The organism is Pantoea sp. XAF26B01_ASV70, from assembly GCF_054512635.1.
Genome location: NZ_CM137251.1, coordinates 2766068 through 2782376 on the forward strand (window position 1 = coordinate 2766068; position 16309 = coordinate 2782376).

The following is a 16309-nucleotide window of genomic DNA, read 5'->3' on the forward strand; positions in this document are numbered from 1 at the left end:
CCACGATAAGGACGACGCTATGCCGAAAAGTATTATTGTTCCGCCAGGCACCTCCACCCCCATTGCCCCGTTCGTTCCCGGCACGCTGGCGGATGGCGTGGTCTATGTCTCGGGTACGCTGCCGTTTGATGCTGACAACAACGTGGTGCATGTGGGTGATGCCGCAGCGCAGACCCGCCACGTGCTGGAAACCATTAAAAAGGTGATCGAGACCGCCGGTGGCAGCATGACCGATGTGACGTTTAATTCGATTTTTATCACCGACTGGTCGAACTACGCCGCGGTGAATCAGGTTTATGCCGAGTTCTTTCCCGGCGAAAAACCGGCGCGCTTCTGTATTCAGTGCGGTCTGGTCAAGCCTGATGCGCTGATTGAGATCGCCAGCGTGGCGCACATCGGCAAAGCGGAGGTCTGATGCAGCTGGATATTCTGGGTCTGCAAAATCCCGATGCACCGACACTGGTGCTCTCATCCGGTCTGGGCGGCGTGGCGGGTTTCTGGCAGCCGCAGCTGGCCGCGCTAACGGCACGCTATCGGGTGGTGACCTATGACCAGCGCGGCACCGGTCGCAGCGCTGACAGCCTGCCGGAAGGCTACAGCATGGCGATGATGGCGTCAGAACTGGCCGCCGCGCTGGCGCAGCACGGCATCCTGCGCTTCAGCCTGATCGGGCACGCGCTGGGCGGTCTGATGGGGATGCAGCTGGCGCTGGATTATCCGGATCGGATCGAACGGATCGCGGTGATCAATGGCTGGCTGACGCTGCATCCCCATACCCGTCGCTGCTTTCAGGTGCGTCAGGACCTGCTGCTCAACGTCGGCGTCGAGGCATTTGTCCGCGCTCAGCCGCTGTTTCTCTATCCTGCGGAGTGGATGGCACAGCATCAGACACGGCTGGATCAGGAAGATAGCCATCACGTCGCACATTTTCAGGGGATGGAAAATCTGATGCGGCGGCTGCACGCCCTGATGAGCGCCGACTTCAGCGCGCGGGCTGCTGCCATTCCACAACCGGTGCTGGTGATCGCCAGCCAGGACGATCTGCTGGTGCCATGGAGCTGCTCAACTGAGCTGGCCGCGGCCCTGCCCAATGCGACTGAACAGATGATGGCCTGGGGCGGCCACGCCATGAGCGTCACCGCCCCCGAAAACTTTAATGCCCTGCTGCTGCAGTGGCTGGATCAGACTGATGACGTGCAGCCGCTGCAGCGCGTCGTCGGATAACCTTTTCGCGGAGAACACGATGAGCCTGGATACCCTTACCCCTGCCGTTGAGAAAACTGAGTTTCGTAATGCGATGTCGCGGCTCGGTGCTGCGGTCAACATCATCACCACTGAAGGCCCGGCCGGACGCGCAGGCTTTACGGCCTCGGCGGTGTGCAGCGTCACGGATTCGCCGCCGACGCTGCTGGTCTGCCTTAACCGCTCTGCCTCGGTTTACCCGGTGTTCCGCGAAAATATGCAGCTCTGCGTCAATACGCTGGCGGCGGGCCATGAAACGCTCTCCAATCTGTTCGGCGGCAAAACACCAATGGCTGATCGTTTTATTGCCGCTGAGTGGTCAACGGCCGTGACCGGCTCGCCAGTGCTGAGCGGCGCCGTCGCGTCCTTTGACTGCCGCATCACTCAGATTGTCAGCGTCGGTACGCATGACACGCTGTTCTGCGAAGTCGTGGGATTAGTGCGCAATGACGACACCCACGGTCTGGCGTGGTTTGACCGGGGATACCATCCCCTGTTGCGGCAGGATGCCTGTTAACACTTCCCTGAATCCCACCGGCATTCATAACGCTCTGGAGTAGACGATGGCACGATCCTGGTTTCCGCAATGGCAAAAGAAGTCGGCATTAACAGAAAACGGTATTATCGCCCCGGATGAGACCCTGCCTCTGGGGCAGACGCTGGTGCTGGGTTTACAGCATGCGGTAGCGATGTTTGGCGCAACGGTGCTGATGCCCCTGCTGATGGGGCTGGATCCCAATCTGGCCATTCTGGTCTCGGGTATAGGCACGCTGCTGTTCTTCTTTATCACCGGCGGTCGGGTGCCCAGCTATCTCGGGTCGAGCGCTGCCTTTGTCGGCGTGGTCATTGCGGTAACCGGCTTCAGCGGTCAGGGGCTGAATCCCAATCTCAGCGTGGCGCTGGGCGGCGTGATAGCCTGCGGCCTGCTCTACACGCTGATTGGTCTGGTGGTGATGAAGTCCGGCACGCGCTGGATTGAAAATCTGATGCCGCCGGTCGTGACCGGTGCAGTGGTGATGGCTATCGGGCTGAATCTGGCCCCGATTGCGGTTCACAGCGTCTCCGCCTCGTCGTTCGACAGCTGGGTTGCGGTGATGACCGTACTCTGCATTGGTCTGGTAGCGGTATTTACCCACGGGATGATTCAGCGACTGCTGATTCTGGTCGGCCTGATTCTGGCCTGGGCGATCTATGCGCTGCTGACCAACGGTCTGGGGCTGGGTAAGCCGGTCGATTTTACCCTGCTGTCACAGGCTGCCTGGTTTGGTCTGCCGCACACCACTGCACCCACCTTTGATCTGCAGGCGATGGTGCTGATCGCCCCGGTGGCGATCATTCTGGTGGCTGAAAACCTCGGGCATCTGAAAGCGGTGGCGGGTATGACCGGACGCAATCTCGATCCTTACATGGGACGCGCTTTTGTTGGCGATGGCCTGGCCACCATGCTCTCCGGCTCGATCGGCGGCAGTGGCGTCACCACCTATGCCGAAAATATCGGGGTGATGGCGGTGACCAAAGTCTATTCTACGCTGGCATTTGTCGCCGCGGCGGTCATCGCCATCCTCGCCGGTTTCTCGCCGAAGTTTGGTGCGCTGATCCACACTATTCCGGCACCGGTGATTGGCGGCGCATCCATTGTGGTGTTCGGGCTGATTGCAGTCGCAGGTGCCCGCATCTGGGTGCAGAACCATGTCGATTTAGGCCAGAACAGTAACCTGATCATGGTGGCGACCACACTGGTGCTCGGTGCCGGTGATTTCGCGCTGAAAATCGGTTCTTTCACGCTGGGGGGTATCGGTACCGCCACCTTTGGCGCGATTATCCTCAATGCGATTCTGCGCCGACGCAGTGCGGCAAAGCAGGACAAGCCAATGGCGCGACAGCAGGGTTAACGACCTACTCCAGCGGTGTGGCAGCAGGCTGCACCGCTTTTTTTCGTTTCAGCCGCAGCTCACTGACGATCACCCCGCAGACGATCAGCGCGCCGCCCAGCAACGCCAGCGCAGGCAGGCGCTCACCCGCAATACGCCCCATGACGCCGGCCCAGACCGGTTCCCCGGCATAAATCACCGTGGCGCGGGTCGGCGAAACGCTGCGTTGCGCCCAGTTCATGGTGACCTGAATCAGGGCGCTGGCCGCACCCAGCCCCAGCGCGCTGAGCAGCAGCGGCGTTGAGATGGCAGGCACCGTTTCCCCATTGGGGATCATCAGACCAAAGGCGCACAGCGACGCCACCGCCAGCTGGATCAGGGTCACACGGCGCACATCGACCTTACCGGCGTAGCGGCTGATTAAGATGATTTCGGCAGCGATCGCCAGGGTACTGATCAGCGTCGCTATTTCACCCGCATTCAGAGTGATGCGACCATCCTGCGGCCCGGCCACCAGCAACAGGCCGGTAAACGCCAGTACAATCCCCAGCCACGACATCAATCCCGGCGGACGGCGCAGAAACAGCCATTGCAGCAACGGCACGACAGGGACATAGAGGGCGGTGAGAAAGGCGGACTGACTGCTGGAGATGGTCTGCATTCCCCACGTCTGAAGACCATAGCCCCCGGCGATCGACAGGCCAATCAGCGCACCCGCTTTCACCTCCAGCCAGGTCATGCCTGCCAGATAGCGGCGGAAAAAGAGCGCCAGCAACAGCGCGGCGGTGGCAAAACGCAGGCCGACAAAGAAAAACGGGCCGGAGTGCTGCATCGCACGATGCACCACCAGAAAGGTGCCGCCCCAGATCATGGTGATGAAAAGTAATACCAGCTCCTGCCGCGTCAGGCGCAGGGTTAAACCGCGGAGTGTGTCCGACATAATTCACCTGATGATGTGTCAGGACAATATTGTGGGGAGAGCGAGGGGGAAAAGCAACGACGTTAACCGCCGGTCTCAACCGGCGGCAGTGTGGGGTTATGCGTCCGGTTTTTTAGGGCTGCTGCGTCCCCCTTTCTCCCCGGCGCGCGCGGCGCGCTGCGGATCGTTTTTAAAATTACCGCCGCTGTTTTTTCCCCCTTTACGTCCCGCTTCTGCGGCACGTTCACGGTTTTCAGCAAAATTTCCAGAACCCCCACGATGTGTTGTCATGATTTGCTCCTGTCGCGTAGTGCGATAATTAAGAATTAAAAACAGAGGGCTGACGGCCCGAAACCCGGGAGCAGCCCATGTTTAAATAATAGCCAGATTATCCTTTCACTCGTCCGCCAGTCACATTTAGCAACAGAGTAATCACCAGAAATTTGGCTAAACAACGAACACTCTGCCGACTTACAACCGATTAGCTGCTGATTTATTGCCCGACTCCTCCGTTCCGGCTTCGGCATCGCCTGCGTAAAACGAAAGCTCTTCTATACTTTTTCTGGACGTCAAAACCATCTGGAGAGATCAATGGCTAAGATTCTGGTGCTCTACTACTCGATGTACGGACATATTGAAACAATGGCGAACGCGGTTGCAGAAGGCGCTCGTCGGGTTCCCGGCGCGGAAGTGGATATCCTGCGGGTACCAGAAACGATGGAGGCCGATCGCTTTGCACAGGTGGGCGGCAAAACCGATCAGCAGGCAGCAGAAGCCACGCCTGAGGTGCTGCCGCACTATGACGCGATTATCGTCGGTACCCCGACCCGCTTCGGCAACATGGCCGGACAGATGCGGACATTCTGGGATCGCACCGGCGGACTCTGGGCGTCAGGCGCGCTGTTTGGCAAGGTTGCCAGCGTCTTTACCTCAACCGGCACCGGCGGCGGTCAGGAACAGACCATCACGTCTGTCTGGACCACCCTGGCGCATCACGGCATGGTGATTGTGCCAATCGGCTACGGAACCAAAGAGTTGTTCGATATTTCACAGGTTCGCGGTGGAACGCCTTATGGAGCCACCACCCTGGCGGGCGGCGATGGTTCGCGTCAGCCTACCGAAGCGGAACTGAATATCGCCCGTTTTCAGGGCGAACATGTTGCCGGACTGACCGTCAAACTGCAGGACTGATTTAATCAAAGGAGAAAAGTATGTCTACTGAACAATCGAAAGCACATCACGTTGGCGAATGGGCAAGTCTGCGTCATACCTCCCCTGAAATTGCCGAGGCCATTTTCGAAGTGGCTAACTACGATGAAAAACTGGCAGAAGAGATCTGGCGTCAGCAAGGCAGTGATGACGTGCTGATTCGCGCCTTTGAAAAAACCGATAAAGATCTCCTGACCTGGGATGACAAGCCCGTAGAACGTAAGAACGTCTGATTCAGGGGCGGGACTTTCCCGCCCTCAATTTTTAGCTCACCAAGGAGTACGCTATGTCTTCCTATCAAAGCATTAATCCCGCAAACAACCAGTTGCTGAAAAGCTGGCCGTCACACGATGAAGCCGCCGTCAGCCATGCCCTCGAAGTGGCCGATCGCCTTTTCCATTCTTCATGGAGCAAAGGTGATATTCAGCCGCGTCTGCAGGTACTGAAAAAACTGGCTGACCTGATTGATAGCCGCGCGGAAGAACTGGCCACCATCGCCAGTAAAGAGATGGGTAAACTGATTGGTCAGAGCCGCGGAGAAGTGAAAATCTGCTCGCAGATTGCCCGCTACTACGCAGAGAATGCGGAACGTATTCTGCAGCCGCAGTCCTATCCCAGCGATCTGGGCGAAGCCTGGGTTGAGTATCACCCGATTGGCGTTTTAGTTGCCGTCGAGCCGTGGAATTTCCCTTACTATCAGCTGATGCGCGTGCTGGCACCTAATCTGGCGCTGGGTAACCCGGTGCTGGCAAAACATGCCAATATCGTGCCGCACTGTGCCGATGTCTTTGAGAAGCTGGTTCGTGAAGCGGGTGCGCCTGAAGGGGCCTGGACTAACCTGTTCATCTCCACCGATCAGGTCGCCGATCTGATTGCTGACGACCGCGTACAGGGTGTCGCCCTGACTGGTTCCGAGCGCGCGGGCAGCGCCGTGGCTGAGCAGGCCGGTAAGTATCTTAAGAAATCGACGCTGGAGCTGGGTGGCAATGACGTGTTTGTGGTGCTGGATGATGCCGATCTTGATGAAGCGGTACGTCAGGGCGTGCAGGCTCGCCTCAGCAACTGCGGACAGGTCTGTACCGCCGCAAAACGTTTTATTCTGCATGAGAAGATTGCCGATCGCTTTATCAGCCAGTTCAGCGCTGCACTGAGTTCCGCTACGCTGGGCGATCCGCTGGATGAAAAGACCACGCTTGGCCCGCTCTCCTCCGCTGACGCGTGTGATCGCCTGGTGAAACAGGTAGACGAAGCCGTCGCCAATGGCGCAAAACTGGTTACAGGCGGCAAAGCCGTCGAAGGTGCAGGTTGCTATTATCAGCCAACCATTCTCACTGGCATTACCCCGGATAATCCCGCCTATTATCAGGAGTTCTTCGGTCCGGTCGCGCAGGTTTATGTCATAGGTGACGATCAGGCGGCTGTGGCGCTGGCGAACGACTCTCACTATGGTCTGGGCGGCTCGGTCTGGACACGCGATATTGCACGCGGTCGTAAACTGGCCTCTGCCATTGAAACCGGCATGGTGTTTATCAACTCTCAGAGCGACACCTCAGCGGAGCTGCCCTTTGGTGGCGTGAAACGTTCAGGTTATGGCCGTGAGCTGTCTGATCTGGGCATCAAAGAGTTTGCTAACCAGAAACTGGTGGTCGTGGCGGGTTAATCGCCTTGCAGCCATAAAAAAACCCCGTCTCGACGGGGTTTTTTATTATCAGCCGGAAAGCACGATTACTGTGTTGCCACAGCCGCTGACTTTGATTCGTCGTTGTGCGCTGTTGCAGGCGTGTTCGAGGCGTTAGCCTGGTCAGCCGCACCTTTATCGGCACTGGCTGATTTCGCTGCCGCGTTGTCCGCTTTCGCTTTCTCAGCGGCGGCTTTATCCGCTGCTGCCTTGTCCGCTTTTGCCTTCTCGGCTGCGGCTTTATCCGCTGCTGCCTTGTCCGCTTTTGCCTTCTCGGCTGCGGCTTTATCGGCTGCTGCCTTGTCCGCTTTTGCTTTTTCAGCGGCGGCTTTATCGGCTTCAGACTTCTCAGCGGCAGCTTTATCGGCGTCAGCCTTCTCTTTCGCCGCGGTCGCTTTATCCGCTTCAGCCTTATCAGCAGCAGCGTCATTGGTCGCTGCGGCTTTCGCACTGTCGTCGTCAGACTGGGCTGCCGGTTGTGGTGCCGCCACTGGCTGCATTGGCGTGCCCTGCAGCGCAGCATTCAGCACCTGAGAGAACTGATCCCAGCTGCAATAGCCGTTTGCATCGGTCTCACAACCCGCCAGTTGCAGCGTAACGCGCTTCGGTGGGTTCTTCAGGCTCAGCACGTCTGCGTTGCGCAGCTGATCGGCGCTCTGATAGACATACTCAACTTTGAGCAGGTCTTTATCATTTTTCGCATCATGCCAGCGTTCGAAAACAACCTGACCGCCAATCGGCGTTTTTTCGAAGGTATCAGGCAGTTCATAAGGCTTGACCTGCAACGCGCTCAGCAGCGAGGCGATGTTTGAGTCATGGCCTACCATCAGCGTAATTTTAGGCGCGTTGGCTTTGTCCTGATCCACTAACTGACTGCGGATGTAGTCCACCAGCGGTGCCGCCACTTCACGGGAAATGTCCGGACTGGTAAACAGCGCGTCCTGGTAACCATTTTTAATCGCTGACAGCTCTTTCCACTGCTCAGGTGTTTTGATCTGGCCCCATGCAACCTGATCCAGCGGGAAGCCTTCGTAATATTGCAGCGTGAACGCATCCATCAGGGAATTCCCCGTTTTCAGCGGGCCACTGACATTCGGTTCTTTACCATTTTCAGCGCTGAAGGTGTTCTGACCACTGCTGAGGTCGCACTGCTTTTTATTGTTGCAGGCAGGCGATGCTTTGTAGTCGACAATCTTTTCCAGGCGCTGGAAGGCAGGCTTCAGCGACAGTTTTTCATTCGCAGCGGCCATCTCAGCCAGCGCTTTCTTATTGAATGCTTCACTGCCATCTGTAATAACCGGATTGAAGATAGGATCCATGGAACCCATTTCATCCTGATGAGAGACCGCGACGTCACAGCCCGGGAAGGCGCCATTAACAAAGAACTGGGCGGTGGCCACAGTGCGCTGCAGGCTGTTGGCGTAAACAAAGACGTTATTGCTGTCAGGACAGCTGCCGTTCTTTACCAGGCCCTGCTGTGCCAGCCACTGACGGGTGTAGTTACCCATGTAGACTTCCAGCACACCACCTTTCGTGGTCAGCTGTCCGCCGGGAACATCCCACTGCGGCCAGCTCTTTTTGGTCGACTGCGCCAGCACGCTGCCATTATCAGCCAGCGGTGCACGCAGATTGTGACGACTTAACATCAGCACCTGTTGCAGCTGCATATCACCCTCAGCAGCAAATGCTACCGTTCCGACCGGCAATGCAGCGAGCACTGACAATGCGCAAAGACTCAGTTTCTTGATCATTGTGCCTATTCCATTCATTCAGTAAAGAAACACTCTGGCTATCAACCCATTAGCTCGCCTCAGAGCGATGTAATCAACAGTGTAACTCAGCTCGCCTCAGAAAAGCGCCAGATGTTTGCAAAAACGGTGAGTGGACTATAGCAGAGATGTACCGGAGAGATGAATGCGCAGCCACGCGTCACAGAGAGTGGCATGCTTTTTTCAGACAGGAAGAAGTTACAGAGAGAGCAGAAACGAAACAGGCCAGCACTGCGTGCTGGCCTGTAAAATGTGGCGGAGGAGGAGAGATTCGAACTCTCGGATGGTTTCCCATCGGCGGTTTTCAAGACCGCTGCCTTAAGCCGCTCGGCCACCCCTCCGTTTTGAAACTGTACTGCATTGGCAAAACATCTATTTTTGCCGCTTTATTGCCCAGGGCAGATAAAGTGGCGGAGGAGGAGAGATTCGAACTCTCGGATGGTTTCCCATCGGCGGTTTTCAAGACCGCTGCCTTAAGCCGCTCGGCCACCCCTCCGCAATGACGCGCACTATAAACACCCCGTTTAGGGATGTAAAGCACCTATCTGTCTATTCGCCTGAAAAACAGCCAGATTGTGATTTTTCGGTGTCAAAATCGCCACTCTGCTCAAACAATTAGCAGTTTAGCGCGTAAAGAAGGGTAAAACGCCTTTTCCCTCTTTAATGGCCTGCGTATTCTCGGCACATATTTGGTGTTCTGCTTAAAGGAGCGCAACATGGAAAGAATTGTCACCTCATCGCAGTCCTCACTGCTGTCTACGCACAGAGTTCTGCGCAATACCTATTTTCTTCTCGGACTGACCCTGGCCTTCTCGGCCGTTACGGCTACCGCCAGCACCCTGCTAGCCCTGCCTGCGCCGGGTTTAATCCTGATGCTGGTTGGCTTCTATGGCTTAATGTTTTTAACCTACCGTCTGGCTAACAGCCCGATGGGCATCCTGGCCGCTTTTGCCTTTACCGGCTTCCTGGGTTATTGCCTGGGGCCTATCCTGAGCTCATTCTTAACCGCAGGCATGGGTGACGTGATAGCGCTGGCGCTGGGCGGCACGGCGCTGGTGTTCTTCTGCTGTTCGGCCTACGTGCTGACCACCCGTCGTGATATGTCCTTCCTCGGCGGCATGATGATGGCAGGTTTCGTTGTGTTGCTGGTTGCTGTGGTAGCCAACATCTTCCTGCAGCTGCCTGCATTGCATCTGGCCATCAGCGCCCTGTTCATTCTGTTTTCAGCCGGTGCGATTTTGTGGGAAACCAGCAACATCATTCACGGTGGCGAAACCAACTACATCCGGGCGACGGTCAGCCTCTATGTTTCGCTCTATAACATCTTTGTCAGCCTGCTGAGCCTGCTGGGGTTTGCCCGCAGTAACTAATCCGCAGTGACAGTAGCCTGTAAAACCCCGCTTCGGCGGGGTTTTTGCTTTTACTGCCCGCCAGGTTTGATAAACTGCGCCGTCATTTACTAAGAGGATGTCACGTGAATTTTAACGGTAACGAAATCGCCGTCGATGCCGAAGGCTATCTGAAGCATCCCGGCGACTGGAGTGAAGCACTGGCTGTCCACATCGCTGAGCAGGAAGGCCTGACCCTGACTGAAGCACACTGGGAAGTGGTCCATTTTGTGCGCGCCTTTTATCTGGAATATAACACCTCACCCGCCGTGCGAATGCTGGTGAAGGCGATGGCGCAGAAATATGGCGAAGAGAAAGGCAATAGCCGCTATCTGTTCCGCCTGTTCCCTGAAGGGCCGGCTAAACAGGCGACGAAAATCGCCGGCCTGCCTAAACCGGCGAAATGTCTGTAATTAACCGGTCGTAAAATCGCGGGGTGGCTCTGCGGGCTGGTGCGGCTCTACCAGCACCTTTTCAACGCGCGCGCTGCGTGGCCCGCCCGCTTTAAGCCAGGCGATCAGCGCATCGACCTGCTCCGCCTCACCCCAGGCCAGCACCTCGACACTGCCGTCATCCAGATTTCGCGCATAGCCCAGTACGCCCAGCGTCCTGGCTTCTGCCTGAGTACTGTAACGAAACCCGACGCCCTGGACGCGGCCATGAACCCATGCTTTAAAACAGGCTGCTGACATTATTCTCTCCTGCTGCTGTTCGTTGCAATTTCCCGTTATCCACCGGACAATGGCGCCTCATTTTTTCAGGTAAGCATAGCAAACTATGACAGTCAGATTGATTCTCGCAAAGGGACGTGAAAAGTCCCTGCTCCGTCGCCATCCATGGGTCTTTTCAGGTGCCGTTGCGCGTCTGGAAGGTAAAGCGCAACTGGGTGAAACCATTGACGTTTGTGACAGCAACGGTAAATGGCTGGCTCGCGCCGCTTATTCACCCGAGTCGCAGATCCGCGCCCGCGTCTGGAGCTGGCAGGCCGATGAATCCATCGATATCGCCTTCTTTGTCCGCCGGTTTGAACAGGCGCAGCAGTGGCGCGAATGGCTGGCGGCCCGCGATGGTCTGGACAGCTATCGCCTGATCGCTGGTGAATCTGATGGTTTACCGGGCGTCACCATTGACCGCTTTGGCAACTTTTTAGTAATTCAGCTGCTCTCAGCAGGCGCAGAATATCAGCGTGCAGCGATCATCACCGCCCTGCAGCACTGTTTCCCTGGCTGCGCCATCTATGACCGTTCTGACGTCGCCGTTCGTAAGAAAGAGGGGCTGGCGCTGACGCAGGGCACCGTTACCGGTGAACTGCCACCGCCGCTGCTGCCGATTACCGAACATGGCATGAAGCTGCTGGTGGATATCCAGGGCGGTCACAAAACCGGCTATTACCTTGATCAGCGTGATAGCCGTCTCGCCACGCGTCGTTACGCACAGGATGCCCGCGTCCTTAACTGCTTCTCTTACACCGGCGGATTCGCGGTTTCGGCGCTGATGGGTGGCTGTAAAGAAGTGATCAGCGTGGATACCTCCCAGGAGGCGCTGGACGTTGCCCGTCAGAACGTTGAACTCAATGAGCTGGATCTCTCCCGCGCGCAATTTGAGCGTGATGATGTTTTCAAACTGCTGCGCCGTTATCGTGACAGTGGCGAGAAATTTGATCTGATCATTATGGATCCGCCAAAGTTCGTTGAAAACAAAAGCCAGTTGATGGGCGCCTGTCGCGGCTATAAAGACATTAATATGCTCGCCATTCAGTTACTGAATCCGGGCGGCGTATTAATGACCTTCTCCTGCTCCGGTCTGATGGCCACCGATCTGTTCCAGAAGATCATCGCCGATGCCGCGCTGGATGCGGGCCGTGAAGTGCAGTTTATTGAGCAGTTCCGCCAGGCCGCAGATCATCCGGTGATCGCCAGCTATCCGGAAGGTCTCTACCTGAAAGGTTTCGCCTGCCGCGTCATGTGACTTGAAAAAACGGCTCCTGCCCCCATATTGGTAAGAGAGCTTTTTTTTCGGAGGTCACAATGATTGCCAGTAAATTTGGTATTGGTCAGCAGGTTCGTCATCGTTTGTCCGGCGTACTGGGCGTTATCGTCGATGTCGATCCTGAATACTCGTTAGATGAGCCTAAAATTGAAGATGTTGGCGCGGAAGAGAAAATGCGCACCGCGCCCTGGTATCATGTGGTGATGGAAGATGAGGAAGGCGATCAGGTACATACCTACGTTGCTGAGATTCAGCTTTCCGGCGAAACCAGCATTGAACACCCTGAGCAGCCTTCGATGGATGAGCTGGCAGCATCGGTGCGTCAGCAATTACAGGCACCTCATCTGCGACATTAATCCGTGGCGGCACGCTCTGCCGCCACACTCATCATTTCTGACGCGTTACTCCCAGACGCGGAATTTCAATCTTCGGGCAGCGATCCATAATCACCGTCATGCCCGCATCCTGTGCCAGTACCGCCGCCTGCTCATTAATCACACCCAGCTGCAGCCATAATGTTTTTGCCCCCACAGCGATAGCCTCCTGCGCCACGCCCCACGCGGCTTCAGAATTGCGAAAGACATCAACCATATCAATCTTGCCCGGTACATCCGCCAGGCTGGCATACCCCTGCTGCCCCAGCAGCGTTTTCCCTGCCAGTTTCGGGCTGACCGGGATCACCTCATATCCCTGGTCGAGCAGATATTTCATCACACCGTAACTGGGACGTTCGGGGCGATCGCTTGCTCCGACTAAGGCGATACGTTGGGTGCGCGTCAGCACCTCACGAATTGTCTGATCGTTCATGTTTATCTCCTTTCAGGCCAGTGTTGAGTGTAGATTGGCGTGCCCTTTAGCGGGTAAGTCCTCAGCGAAATTAATTGAACCCGCGCACGAATAAATATGTTTAAATGTAAATTAACTGCCATAATGTAAGAATTTGCTACACACCATCCTTTGTGTCTTCAGTTACCGGAGTTGAAATGAAGCTGTCGCTGGCTGTAACGGGGTTAATTACCCTCCTCGTTTCGGCGTCCTGTTCTGCCATCACATTAAAGCTCGATCCTCAAATCGATTTGCTGGTGCTGGATGGTCGAAAAATTTCAGGCTCCCTTCTCAAAGGTGCAGACAGCCTGGAGCTGGACCGCGGTCAGCATCAGTTTCTGTTTCGGGTAGAGCAGCAGCGCAAAGGTCAGAATGAGAACGTCATCGCTTATCAGTCGGTGCCGATGATCGTCACGTTCACCGCGGTTGCCAAAACCATTACCATTCGGTTGCCTGCGCTGGAGACAAAACGCGAGCGTTATCATTTTGACCGCAGCCTGAACTTTCAGCTGGTGGATGAAAAAGGCACGGAGATTACCAGCGTGCGCGACCACCTGCCGGTCACCACATCCGCAGATATGGAAAAAGCGATGCTGAATTATAATCGCACCCGCCAGATTGCCTCTGTGCCGCGGTTTGCAAATACCCCTTCTGCAACGCCCTCTTCCGTCCGGCTTACCGCCGATCTGGACTGGACTACTCAGGCCGAACTGCCCTCGCTGCACCGCTGGTTTCACCGCTTCGATGAAGCCACGCGTCAGCAGCTTCTGACGCTGGTCAAAATGCTACGTACAAGTTGATAGAGTCGAAAGGCCAGAGGTACACTCATGCTCTCTCTTCTTGCGCATGAGCCTTACCAGGACGCCTTTATGGAACAGACTGTTCGTACCCTCGGCACCACAAAACATATCGCGCTGGTCGCCCACGACCACTGCAAAGCCGCCCTGCTTGACTGGGTGAAACAAAACCAGCCCGCGCTGGAATCGCACATCCTCTATGCCACCGGCACTACCGGGAATCTGATCAATCGCGATACGGGTCTGAATGTGACAGCCATGCTGAGCGGCCCGATGGGCGGCGATCAGCAGGTGGGTGCGCTGATTTCGGAAGGGAAGATCGATGCACTGATTTTTTTCTGGGATCCACTCAACGCAGTGCCGCACGATCCGGATGTCAAAGCACTGCTGCGTCTGGCTACCGTATGGAATATCCCGGTAGCCACTAACCGGTCCACGGCTGACTTTATCATTCAGTCGCCACTGTTTGCGCAAAGTGTAGAGATTATGATCCCCGACTATCAGCGCTATCTGGCCGATCGTCTGAAGTAACTCAGGCTTTACGCAGCACCGGCACACCCAGCTCGCGGAAGTGATCGACAAACGGTGACGGCGCTGCCTTATCGAACATCAGAAAAACCTGCTGACGCGCGCGCGTCAGTGCCACATAGGCCAGACGGCGCTCTTCTGCATCAGGGAACGCTTCTGGCTGCGGTAATAAGCCCTGTTCAATAATCGATTCGCGCGCCTCTGCCGGGAAGCCCTCTTTACCCTGCTGTAATCCCAGCAAAATGACGTAATCTGCCTGCTGACCTTTGCTGGCATGAATCGTCATAAATTCCAGATTAAGCTTCGGCCAGCGGGTTCTGGCTTTATCCAGTAAATCCGGCCGCAGATAGTGATAACGCGCCAGCAGCAGAATTCGCTCATCAGGCTTCGCGTAACCGCTGAGTTTGTTCAGCAAGGCTTCCAGCTGATCCTGCGCCAGCAGCGAAATCGACTTTTTATTGCCTTTGGTGACGCTGTTCAGCGGTTTTGCCAGCTGCTGCGGATTCTGTTGTATAAACCGGTTGGCAATGTCGCCGATGCGGTCGTTGAAACGGTAGGTTGTGTCCAGTACGCAGCGGTCTCCCTCACCAAAATAGTGATGGAATGCCGTCGTCAGCGTCATCTCCGCCCCACTAAAGCGGTAGATGGCCTGCCAGTCATCACCAACAGCAAACAGTGCAGTACGCTTATTCTGCTGGCGTAATGCGCTCAGCAACGCGGCACGCTGAGGCGAGATATCCTGGAATTCATCCACCAGAATGTGTTTCCACGGACTGATAAACCGTCCTTTTTCCAGAATGGCAATCGCCTGGTGAATCAGGCCCGAAAAATCGACCGCGCCCTCCTCTTTTAATGCGCTCTTCCACGCTTTCAGCAACGGTGCCATCAGTTTAATGCGCTTACTGAAGAGATCGCGGATCTCTTCGGGCACGTCGGCGATCATCGCTGCCTGCGCACCGCCATGCATGCGCATCAGACCAAGCCAGCGCTCCAGCCGTGACGCCAGCCGGTTTGCCAGCCTGTCGTCCTCCCAGAATGGCCCCTCGGGTAACTCCCACTCCAGTTCATCACGCAGCCACTGACGCCAGCCGTTTGCCTGCGCCTTCTTCTCATGGCACTGCTGCCGCCACTGCTGGATCAGCAGCGTGCGACGCGCATCGGCATCACTCTCAAGTTTGCTGATAACTGGCTGCTTATTACTGCCTTCACGAATAATATGCAGCGCCAGAGAATGGAAGGTCCGCGCCTGGATGTCAGCGGCGGAGAGCCGCGACTGGATACGTGCGTTCATCTCTTCAGCCGCCTGGCGGCCAAATGCCAGTAACAGGATTTGATCGGCGCTGGCCAGCTTGCGCTGCATTAACCAGCCTGCACGAGCCACCAGCACCGAGGTTTTACCGCTGCCCGCGCCTGCCAGTACCAGCAGAGAATTCTCGCCATTAACCACCGCCTCACATTGCGACTGATTGAGTGGCGTGCTCTCGACGCTGGCAAAGAAATCCTGATAGCGGGTGAGCATGGCGGCCGTCCAGTCACGGTTTCGCTGCCGCAACGCCGTTTCGCCCTGCTCCAGCCAGCGCTGACAGAATTGCCAGTTGTCCCGGCAGTCAGCAAAATCTTTTAAGCGGGAGAGCGGCATCGGCAATGCATCGAACTGTTTGAGGATGTTGGTTTTCAGCGCCTGCAGCTCGTGGCGATTCAGCCAGCGATCCTGCGCGCCAAACGCCTCGATTTCGTCGCGTAGCGCCTGCAGCACCTCGCGGCACACTGCGCTCATCTCCAGACTCCAGCTCTGCCAGGCCTGCAGCAGATAGTGGTGAAAGCGCTGCGTTTCCTGCCATTCCGTGCCATGCAGGCGGACCACTTTTTCATCAGCCAGCAAAAACTCCAGCTCGCCCCACACCAGCCCGCGCTTGCAGGCGATATCCAGTAACTGGTTAAAGGGGATCAGATACTCATGCTTATCGCCGCTGACTTCGACGCCTGCCGCCATCAAACGGACACGATTATAAGGATGCTGGGCAAGCCGTTTGCCCATCGAGGTTGCTTTCAGTTCCACGCCGACACCAACGTCAGAGAATAGGATTAGGGGGA

At 56.4% G+C, this 16309-nt stretch carries 19 protein-coding genes and 2 tRNA genes; 13 read left to right on the forward strand and 8 right to left on the reverse strand.

Annotated elements, in window-relative coordinates; all coding sequences use genetic code 11:
* Nucleotides 1–19: 19 nt before the first annotated feature.
* The 4 genes from rutC to rutG are packed head-to-tail and all read left to right on the forward strand — an operon-like array spanning nucleotide 20 to nucleotide 3134.
* Complete coding sequence (gene rutC / locus ACX8ZY_RS13065) at nucleotides 20–415, forward strand: pyrimidine utilization protein C (protein WP_033779453.1); 396 nt, start codon at nucleotides 20–22, stop codon at nucleotides 413–415.
* The gene (gene rutD, locus ACX8ZY_RS13070) at nucleotides 415–1224 is read left to right on the forward strand and encodes a pyrimidine utilization protein D (RefSeq protein WP_033766883.1); all 810 of its coding nucleotides are present in this window, start codon (nucleotides 415–417) and stop codon (nucleotides 1222–1224) included. Before rutC ends, rutD begins: the two co-directional genes overlap by 1 nt.
* A gap of 19 nt (nucleotides 1225–1243) precedes the next feature.
* A complete protein-coding gene (gene rutF, locus ACX8ZY_RS13075) occupies nucleotides 1244–1759 on the forward strand; it encodes an NADH-dependent FMN reductase RutF (RefSeq protein WP_029518970.1) in 516 nt (171 codons plus the stop codon).
* Between the two features lie 46 nt (nucleotides 1760–1805).
* On the forward strand, nucleotides 1806–3134 hold the full coding sequence (gene rutG / locus ACX8ZY_RS13080; protein ID WP_459260066.1) for a pyrimidine utilization transport protein G: 1329 nt from the start codon (nucleotides 1806–1808) through the stop codon (nucleotides 3132–3134).
* 4 nt (nucleotides 3135–3138) lie between these two features.
* On the opposite strand, the gene ACX8ZY_RS13085 is transcribed toward rutG, so the two are convergent.
* Together ACX8ZY_RS13085 and ACX8ZY_RS13090 are read right to left on the reverse strand one after the other, a co-directional pair.
* Nucleotides 3139–4053: a DMT family transporter gene (locus ACX8ZY_RS13085; RefSeq protein WP_421665031.1), complete on the reverse strand. Its 915-nt coding sequence runs from the start codon at nucleotides 4051–4053 to the stop codon at nucleotides 3139–3141.
* Between the two features lie 96 nt (nucleotides 4054–4149).
* The gene (locus ACX8ZY_RS13090) at nucleotides 4150–4323 is read right to left on the reverse strand and encodes a con-10 family general stress protein (RefSeq protein WP_010246636.1); all 174 of its coding nucleotides are present in this window, start codon (nucleotides 4321–4323) and stop codon (nucleotides 4150–4152) included.
* A 300-nt stretch (nucleotides 4324–4623) separates the two neighbouring features.
* Between ACX8ZY_RS13090 and wrbA the strand changes: the two genes are divergently transcribed.
* Genes wrbA through ACX8ZY_RS13105 form a run of 3 tightly spaced genes read left to right on the forward strand, consistent with a single transcriptional unit; the run spans nucleotide 4624 to nucleotide 6901 of the window.
* The gene (gene wrbA, locus ACX8ZY_RS13095; RefSeq protein WP_022625914.1) at nucleotides 4624–5223 is read left to right on the forward strand and encodes an NAD(P)H:quinone oxidoreductase; all 600 of its coding nucleotides are present in this window, start codon (nucleotides 4624–4626) and stop codon (nucleotides 5221–5223) included.
* 20 nt (nucleotides 5224–5243) lie between these two features.
* Nucleotides 5244–5474, forward strand: a complete 231-nt coding sequence (locus ACX8ZY_RS13100) for a YccJ family protein (protein ID WP_010669794.1) — start codon at nucleotides 5244–5246, stop codon at nucleotides 5472–5474.
* 53 nt (nucleotides 5475–5527) lie between these two features.
* Complete coding sequence (locus ACX8ZY_RS13105; protein WP_425021245.1) at nucleotides 5528–6901, forward strand: NAD-dependent succinate-semialdehyde dehydrogenase; 1374 nt, start codon at nucleotides 5528–5530, stop codon at nucleotides 6899–6901.
* A gap of 65 nt (nucleotides 6902–6966) precedes the next feature.
* On the opposite strand, the gene agp is transcribed toward ACX8ZY_RS13105, so the two are convergent.
* The 3 genes from agp to ACX8ZY_RS13120 all read right to left on the reverse strand — a co-directional run bounded on the left by agp (nucleotide 6967) and on the right by ACX8ZY_RS13120 (nucleotide 9184).
* Nucleotides 6967–8670, reverse strand: a complete 1704-nt coding sequence (gene agp / locus ACX8ZY_RS13110; RefSeq protein WP_187494376.1) for a bifunctional glucose-1-phosphatase/inositol phosphatase — start codon at nucleotides 8668–8670, stop codon at nucleotides 6967–6969.
* 271 nt (nucleotides 8671–8941) lie between these two features.
* Nucleotides 8942–9029, reverse strand: a tRNA-Ser gene (locus ACX8ZY_RS13115).
* A gap of 67 nt (nucleotides 9030–9096) precedes the next feature.
* A tRNA-Ser gene (locus ACX8ZY_RS13120) sits at nucleotides 9097–9184 on the reverse strand.
* Nucleotides 9185–9404: 220 nt separating this feature from the next.
* On the opposite strand from ACX8ZY_RS13120, the gene yccA reads away from it, so the two are divergent.
* Nucleotides 9405–10058 carry an FtsH protease modulator YccA gene (gene yccA / locus ACX8ZY_RS13125; RefSeq protein WP_003850014.1) on the forward strand — a complete coding sequence of 218 codons (654 nt, stop codon included), beginning with the start codon at nucleotides 9405–9407 and terminating at the stop codon, nucleotides 10056–10058.
* 104 nt (nucleotides 10059–10162) lie between these two features.
* Nucleotides 10163–10489, forward strand: coding sequence for a TusE/DsrC/DsvC family sulfur relay protein (locus ACX8ZY_RS13130; RefSeq protein ID WP_010669791.1), 327 nt, complete (start codon nucleotides 10163–10165; stop codon nucleotides 10487–10489).
* Here the strand turns inward: ACX8ZY_RS13130 and yccX are convergent, their stop codons facing one another.
* Nucleotides 10490–10768: an acylphosphatase gene (gene yccX, locus ACX8ZY_RS13135; RefSeq protein WP_010246647.1), complete on the reverse strand. Its 279-nt coding sequence runs from the start codon at nucleotides 10766–10768 to the stop codon at nucleotides 10490–10492.
* 85 nt (nucleotides 10769–10853) lie between these two features.
* On the opposite strand from yccX, the gene rlmI reads away from it, so the two are divergent.
* Together rlmI and hspQ are read left to right on the forward strand one after the other, a co-directional pair.
* A complete protein-coding gene (rlmI, locus tag ACX8ZY_RS13140; RefSeq protein WP_158131859.1) occupies nucleotides 10854–12044 on the forward strand; it encodes a 23S rRNA (cytosine(1962)-C(5))-methyltransferase RlmI in 1191 nt (396 codons plus the stop codon).
* Nucleotides 12045–12103: 59 nt separating this feature from the next.
* On the forward strand, nucleotides 12104–12421 hold the full coding sequence (hspQ, locus tag ACX8ZY_RS13145) for a heat shock protein HspQ (protein WP_010246651.1): 318 nt from the start codon (nucleotides 12104–12106) through the stop codon (nucleotides 12419–12421).
* Between the two features lie 31 nt (nucleotides 12422–12452).
* Here hspQ and ACX8ZY_RS13150 read toward each other — a convergent pair whose 3' ends face one another.
* A complete protein-coding gene (locus ACX8ZY_RS13150) occupies nucleotides 12453–12872 on the reverse strand; it encodes a CoA-binding protein (protein ID WP_158131860.1) in 420 nt (139 codons plus the stop codon).
* A gap of 176 nt (nucleotides 12873–13048) precedes the next feature.
* Between ACX8ZY_RS13150 and ACX8ZY_RS13155 the strand changes: the two genes are divergently transcribed.
* Together ACX8ZY_RS13155 and mgsA are read left to right on the forward strand one after the other, a co-directional pair.
* A complete protein-coding gene (locus ACX8ZY_RS13155; RefSeq protein WP_010669788.1) occupies nucleotides 13049–13690 on the forward strand; it encodes a YccT family protein in 642 nt (213 codons plus the stop codon).
* Between the two features lie 69 nt (nucleotides 13691–13759).
* Nucleotides 13760–14218 carry a methylglyoxal synthase gene (mgsA, locus tag ACX8ZY_RS13160; protein WP_010246657.1) on the forward strand — a complete coding sequence of 153 codons (459 nt, stop codon included), beginning with the start codon at nucleotides 13760–13762 and terminating at the stop codon, nucleotides 14216–14218.
* Between the two features lies 1 nt (nucleotide 14219).
* Here the strand turns inward: mgsA and helD are convergent, their stop codons facing one another.
* Nucleotides 14220–16274, reverse strand: a complete 2055-nt coding sequence (helD, locus tag ACX8ZY_RS13165) for a DNA helicase IV (RefSeq protein WP_052270882.1) — start codon at nucleotides 16272–16274, stop codon at nucleotides 14220–14222.
* Nucleotides 16275–16309: the final 35 nt, after the last annotated feature.

Bases quoted from the DNA above. Each gene is read 5' to 3' on its own strand.
- rutG (WP_459260066.1), top strand. From the start codon at position 1,806: ATGGCACGATCCTGGTTTCCGCAATGGCAAAAGAAGTCGGCATTAACA.
- rutF (WP_029518970.1), top strand. From the start codon at position 1,244: ATGAGCCTGGATACCCTTACCCCTGCCGTTGAGAAAACTGAGTTTCGT.
- yccX (WP_010246647.1), bottom strand. From the start codon at position 10,768: ATGTCAGCAGCCTGTTTTAAAGCATGGGTTCATGGCCGCGTCCAGGGC.
- rutD (WP_033766883.1), top strand. From the start codon at position 415: ATGCAGCTGGATATTCTGGGTCTGCAAAATCCCGATGCACCGACACTG.
- ACX8ZY_RS13100 (WP_010669794.1), top strand. From the start codon at position 5,244: ATGTCTACTGAACAATCGAAAGCACATCACGTTGGCGAATGGGCAAGT.
- ACX8ZY_RS13150 (WP_158131860.1), bottom strand. From the start codon at position 12,872: ATGAACGATCAGACAATTCGTGAGGTGCTGACGCGCACCCAACGTATC.
- ACX8ZY_RS13155 (WP_010669788.1), top strand. From the start codon at position 13,049: ATGAAGCTGTCGCTGGCTGTAACGGGGTTAATTACCCTCCTCGTTTCG.
- rutC (WP_033779453.1), top strand. From the start codon at position 20: ATGCCGAAAAGTATTATTGTTCCGCCAGGCACCTCCACCCCCATTGCC.
- hspQ (WP_010246651.1), top strand. From the start codon at position 12,104: ATGATTGCCAGTAAATTTGGTATTGGTCAGCAGGTTCGTCATCGTTTG.
- yccA (WP_003850014.1), top strand. From the start codon at position 9,405: ATGGAAAGAATTGTCACCTCATCGCAGTCCTCACTGCTGTCTACGCAC.
- wrbA (WP_022625914.1), top strand. From the start codon at position 4,624: ATGGCTAAGATTCTGGTGCTCTACTACTCGATGTACGGACATATTGAA.
- rlmI (WP_158131859.1), top strand. From the start codon at position 10,854: ATGACAGTCAGATTGATTCTCGCAAAGGGACGTGAAAAGTCCCTGCTC.
- agp (WP_187494376.1), bottom strand. From the start codon at position 8,670: ATGATCAAGAAACTGAGTCTTTGCGCATTGTCAGTGCTCGCTGCATTG.
- ACX8ZY_RS13090 (WP_010246636.1), bottom strand. From the start codon at position 4,323: ATGACAACACATCGTGGGGGTTCTGGAAATTTTGCTGAAAACCGTGAA.
- mgsA (WP_010246657.1), top strand. From the start codon at position 13,760: ATGGAACAGACTGTTCGTACCCTCGGCACCACAAAACATATCGCGCTG.
- ACX8ZY_RS13105 (WP_425021245.1), top strand. From the start codon at position 5,528: ATGTCTTCCTATCAAAGCATTAATCCCGCAAACAACCAGTTGCTGAAA.
- ACX8ZY_RS13085 (WP_421665031.1), bottom strand. From the start codon at position 4,053: ATGTCGGACACACTCCGCGGTTTAACCCTGCGCCTGACGCGGCAGGAG.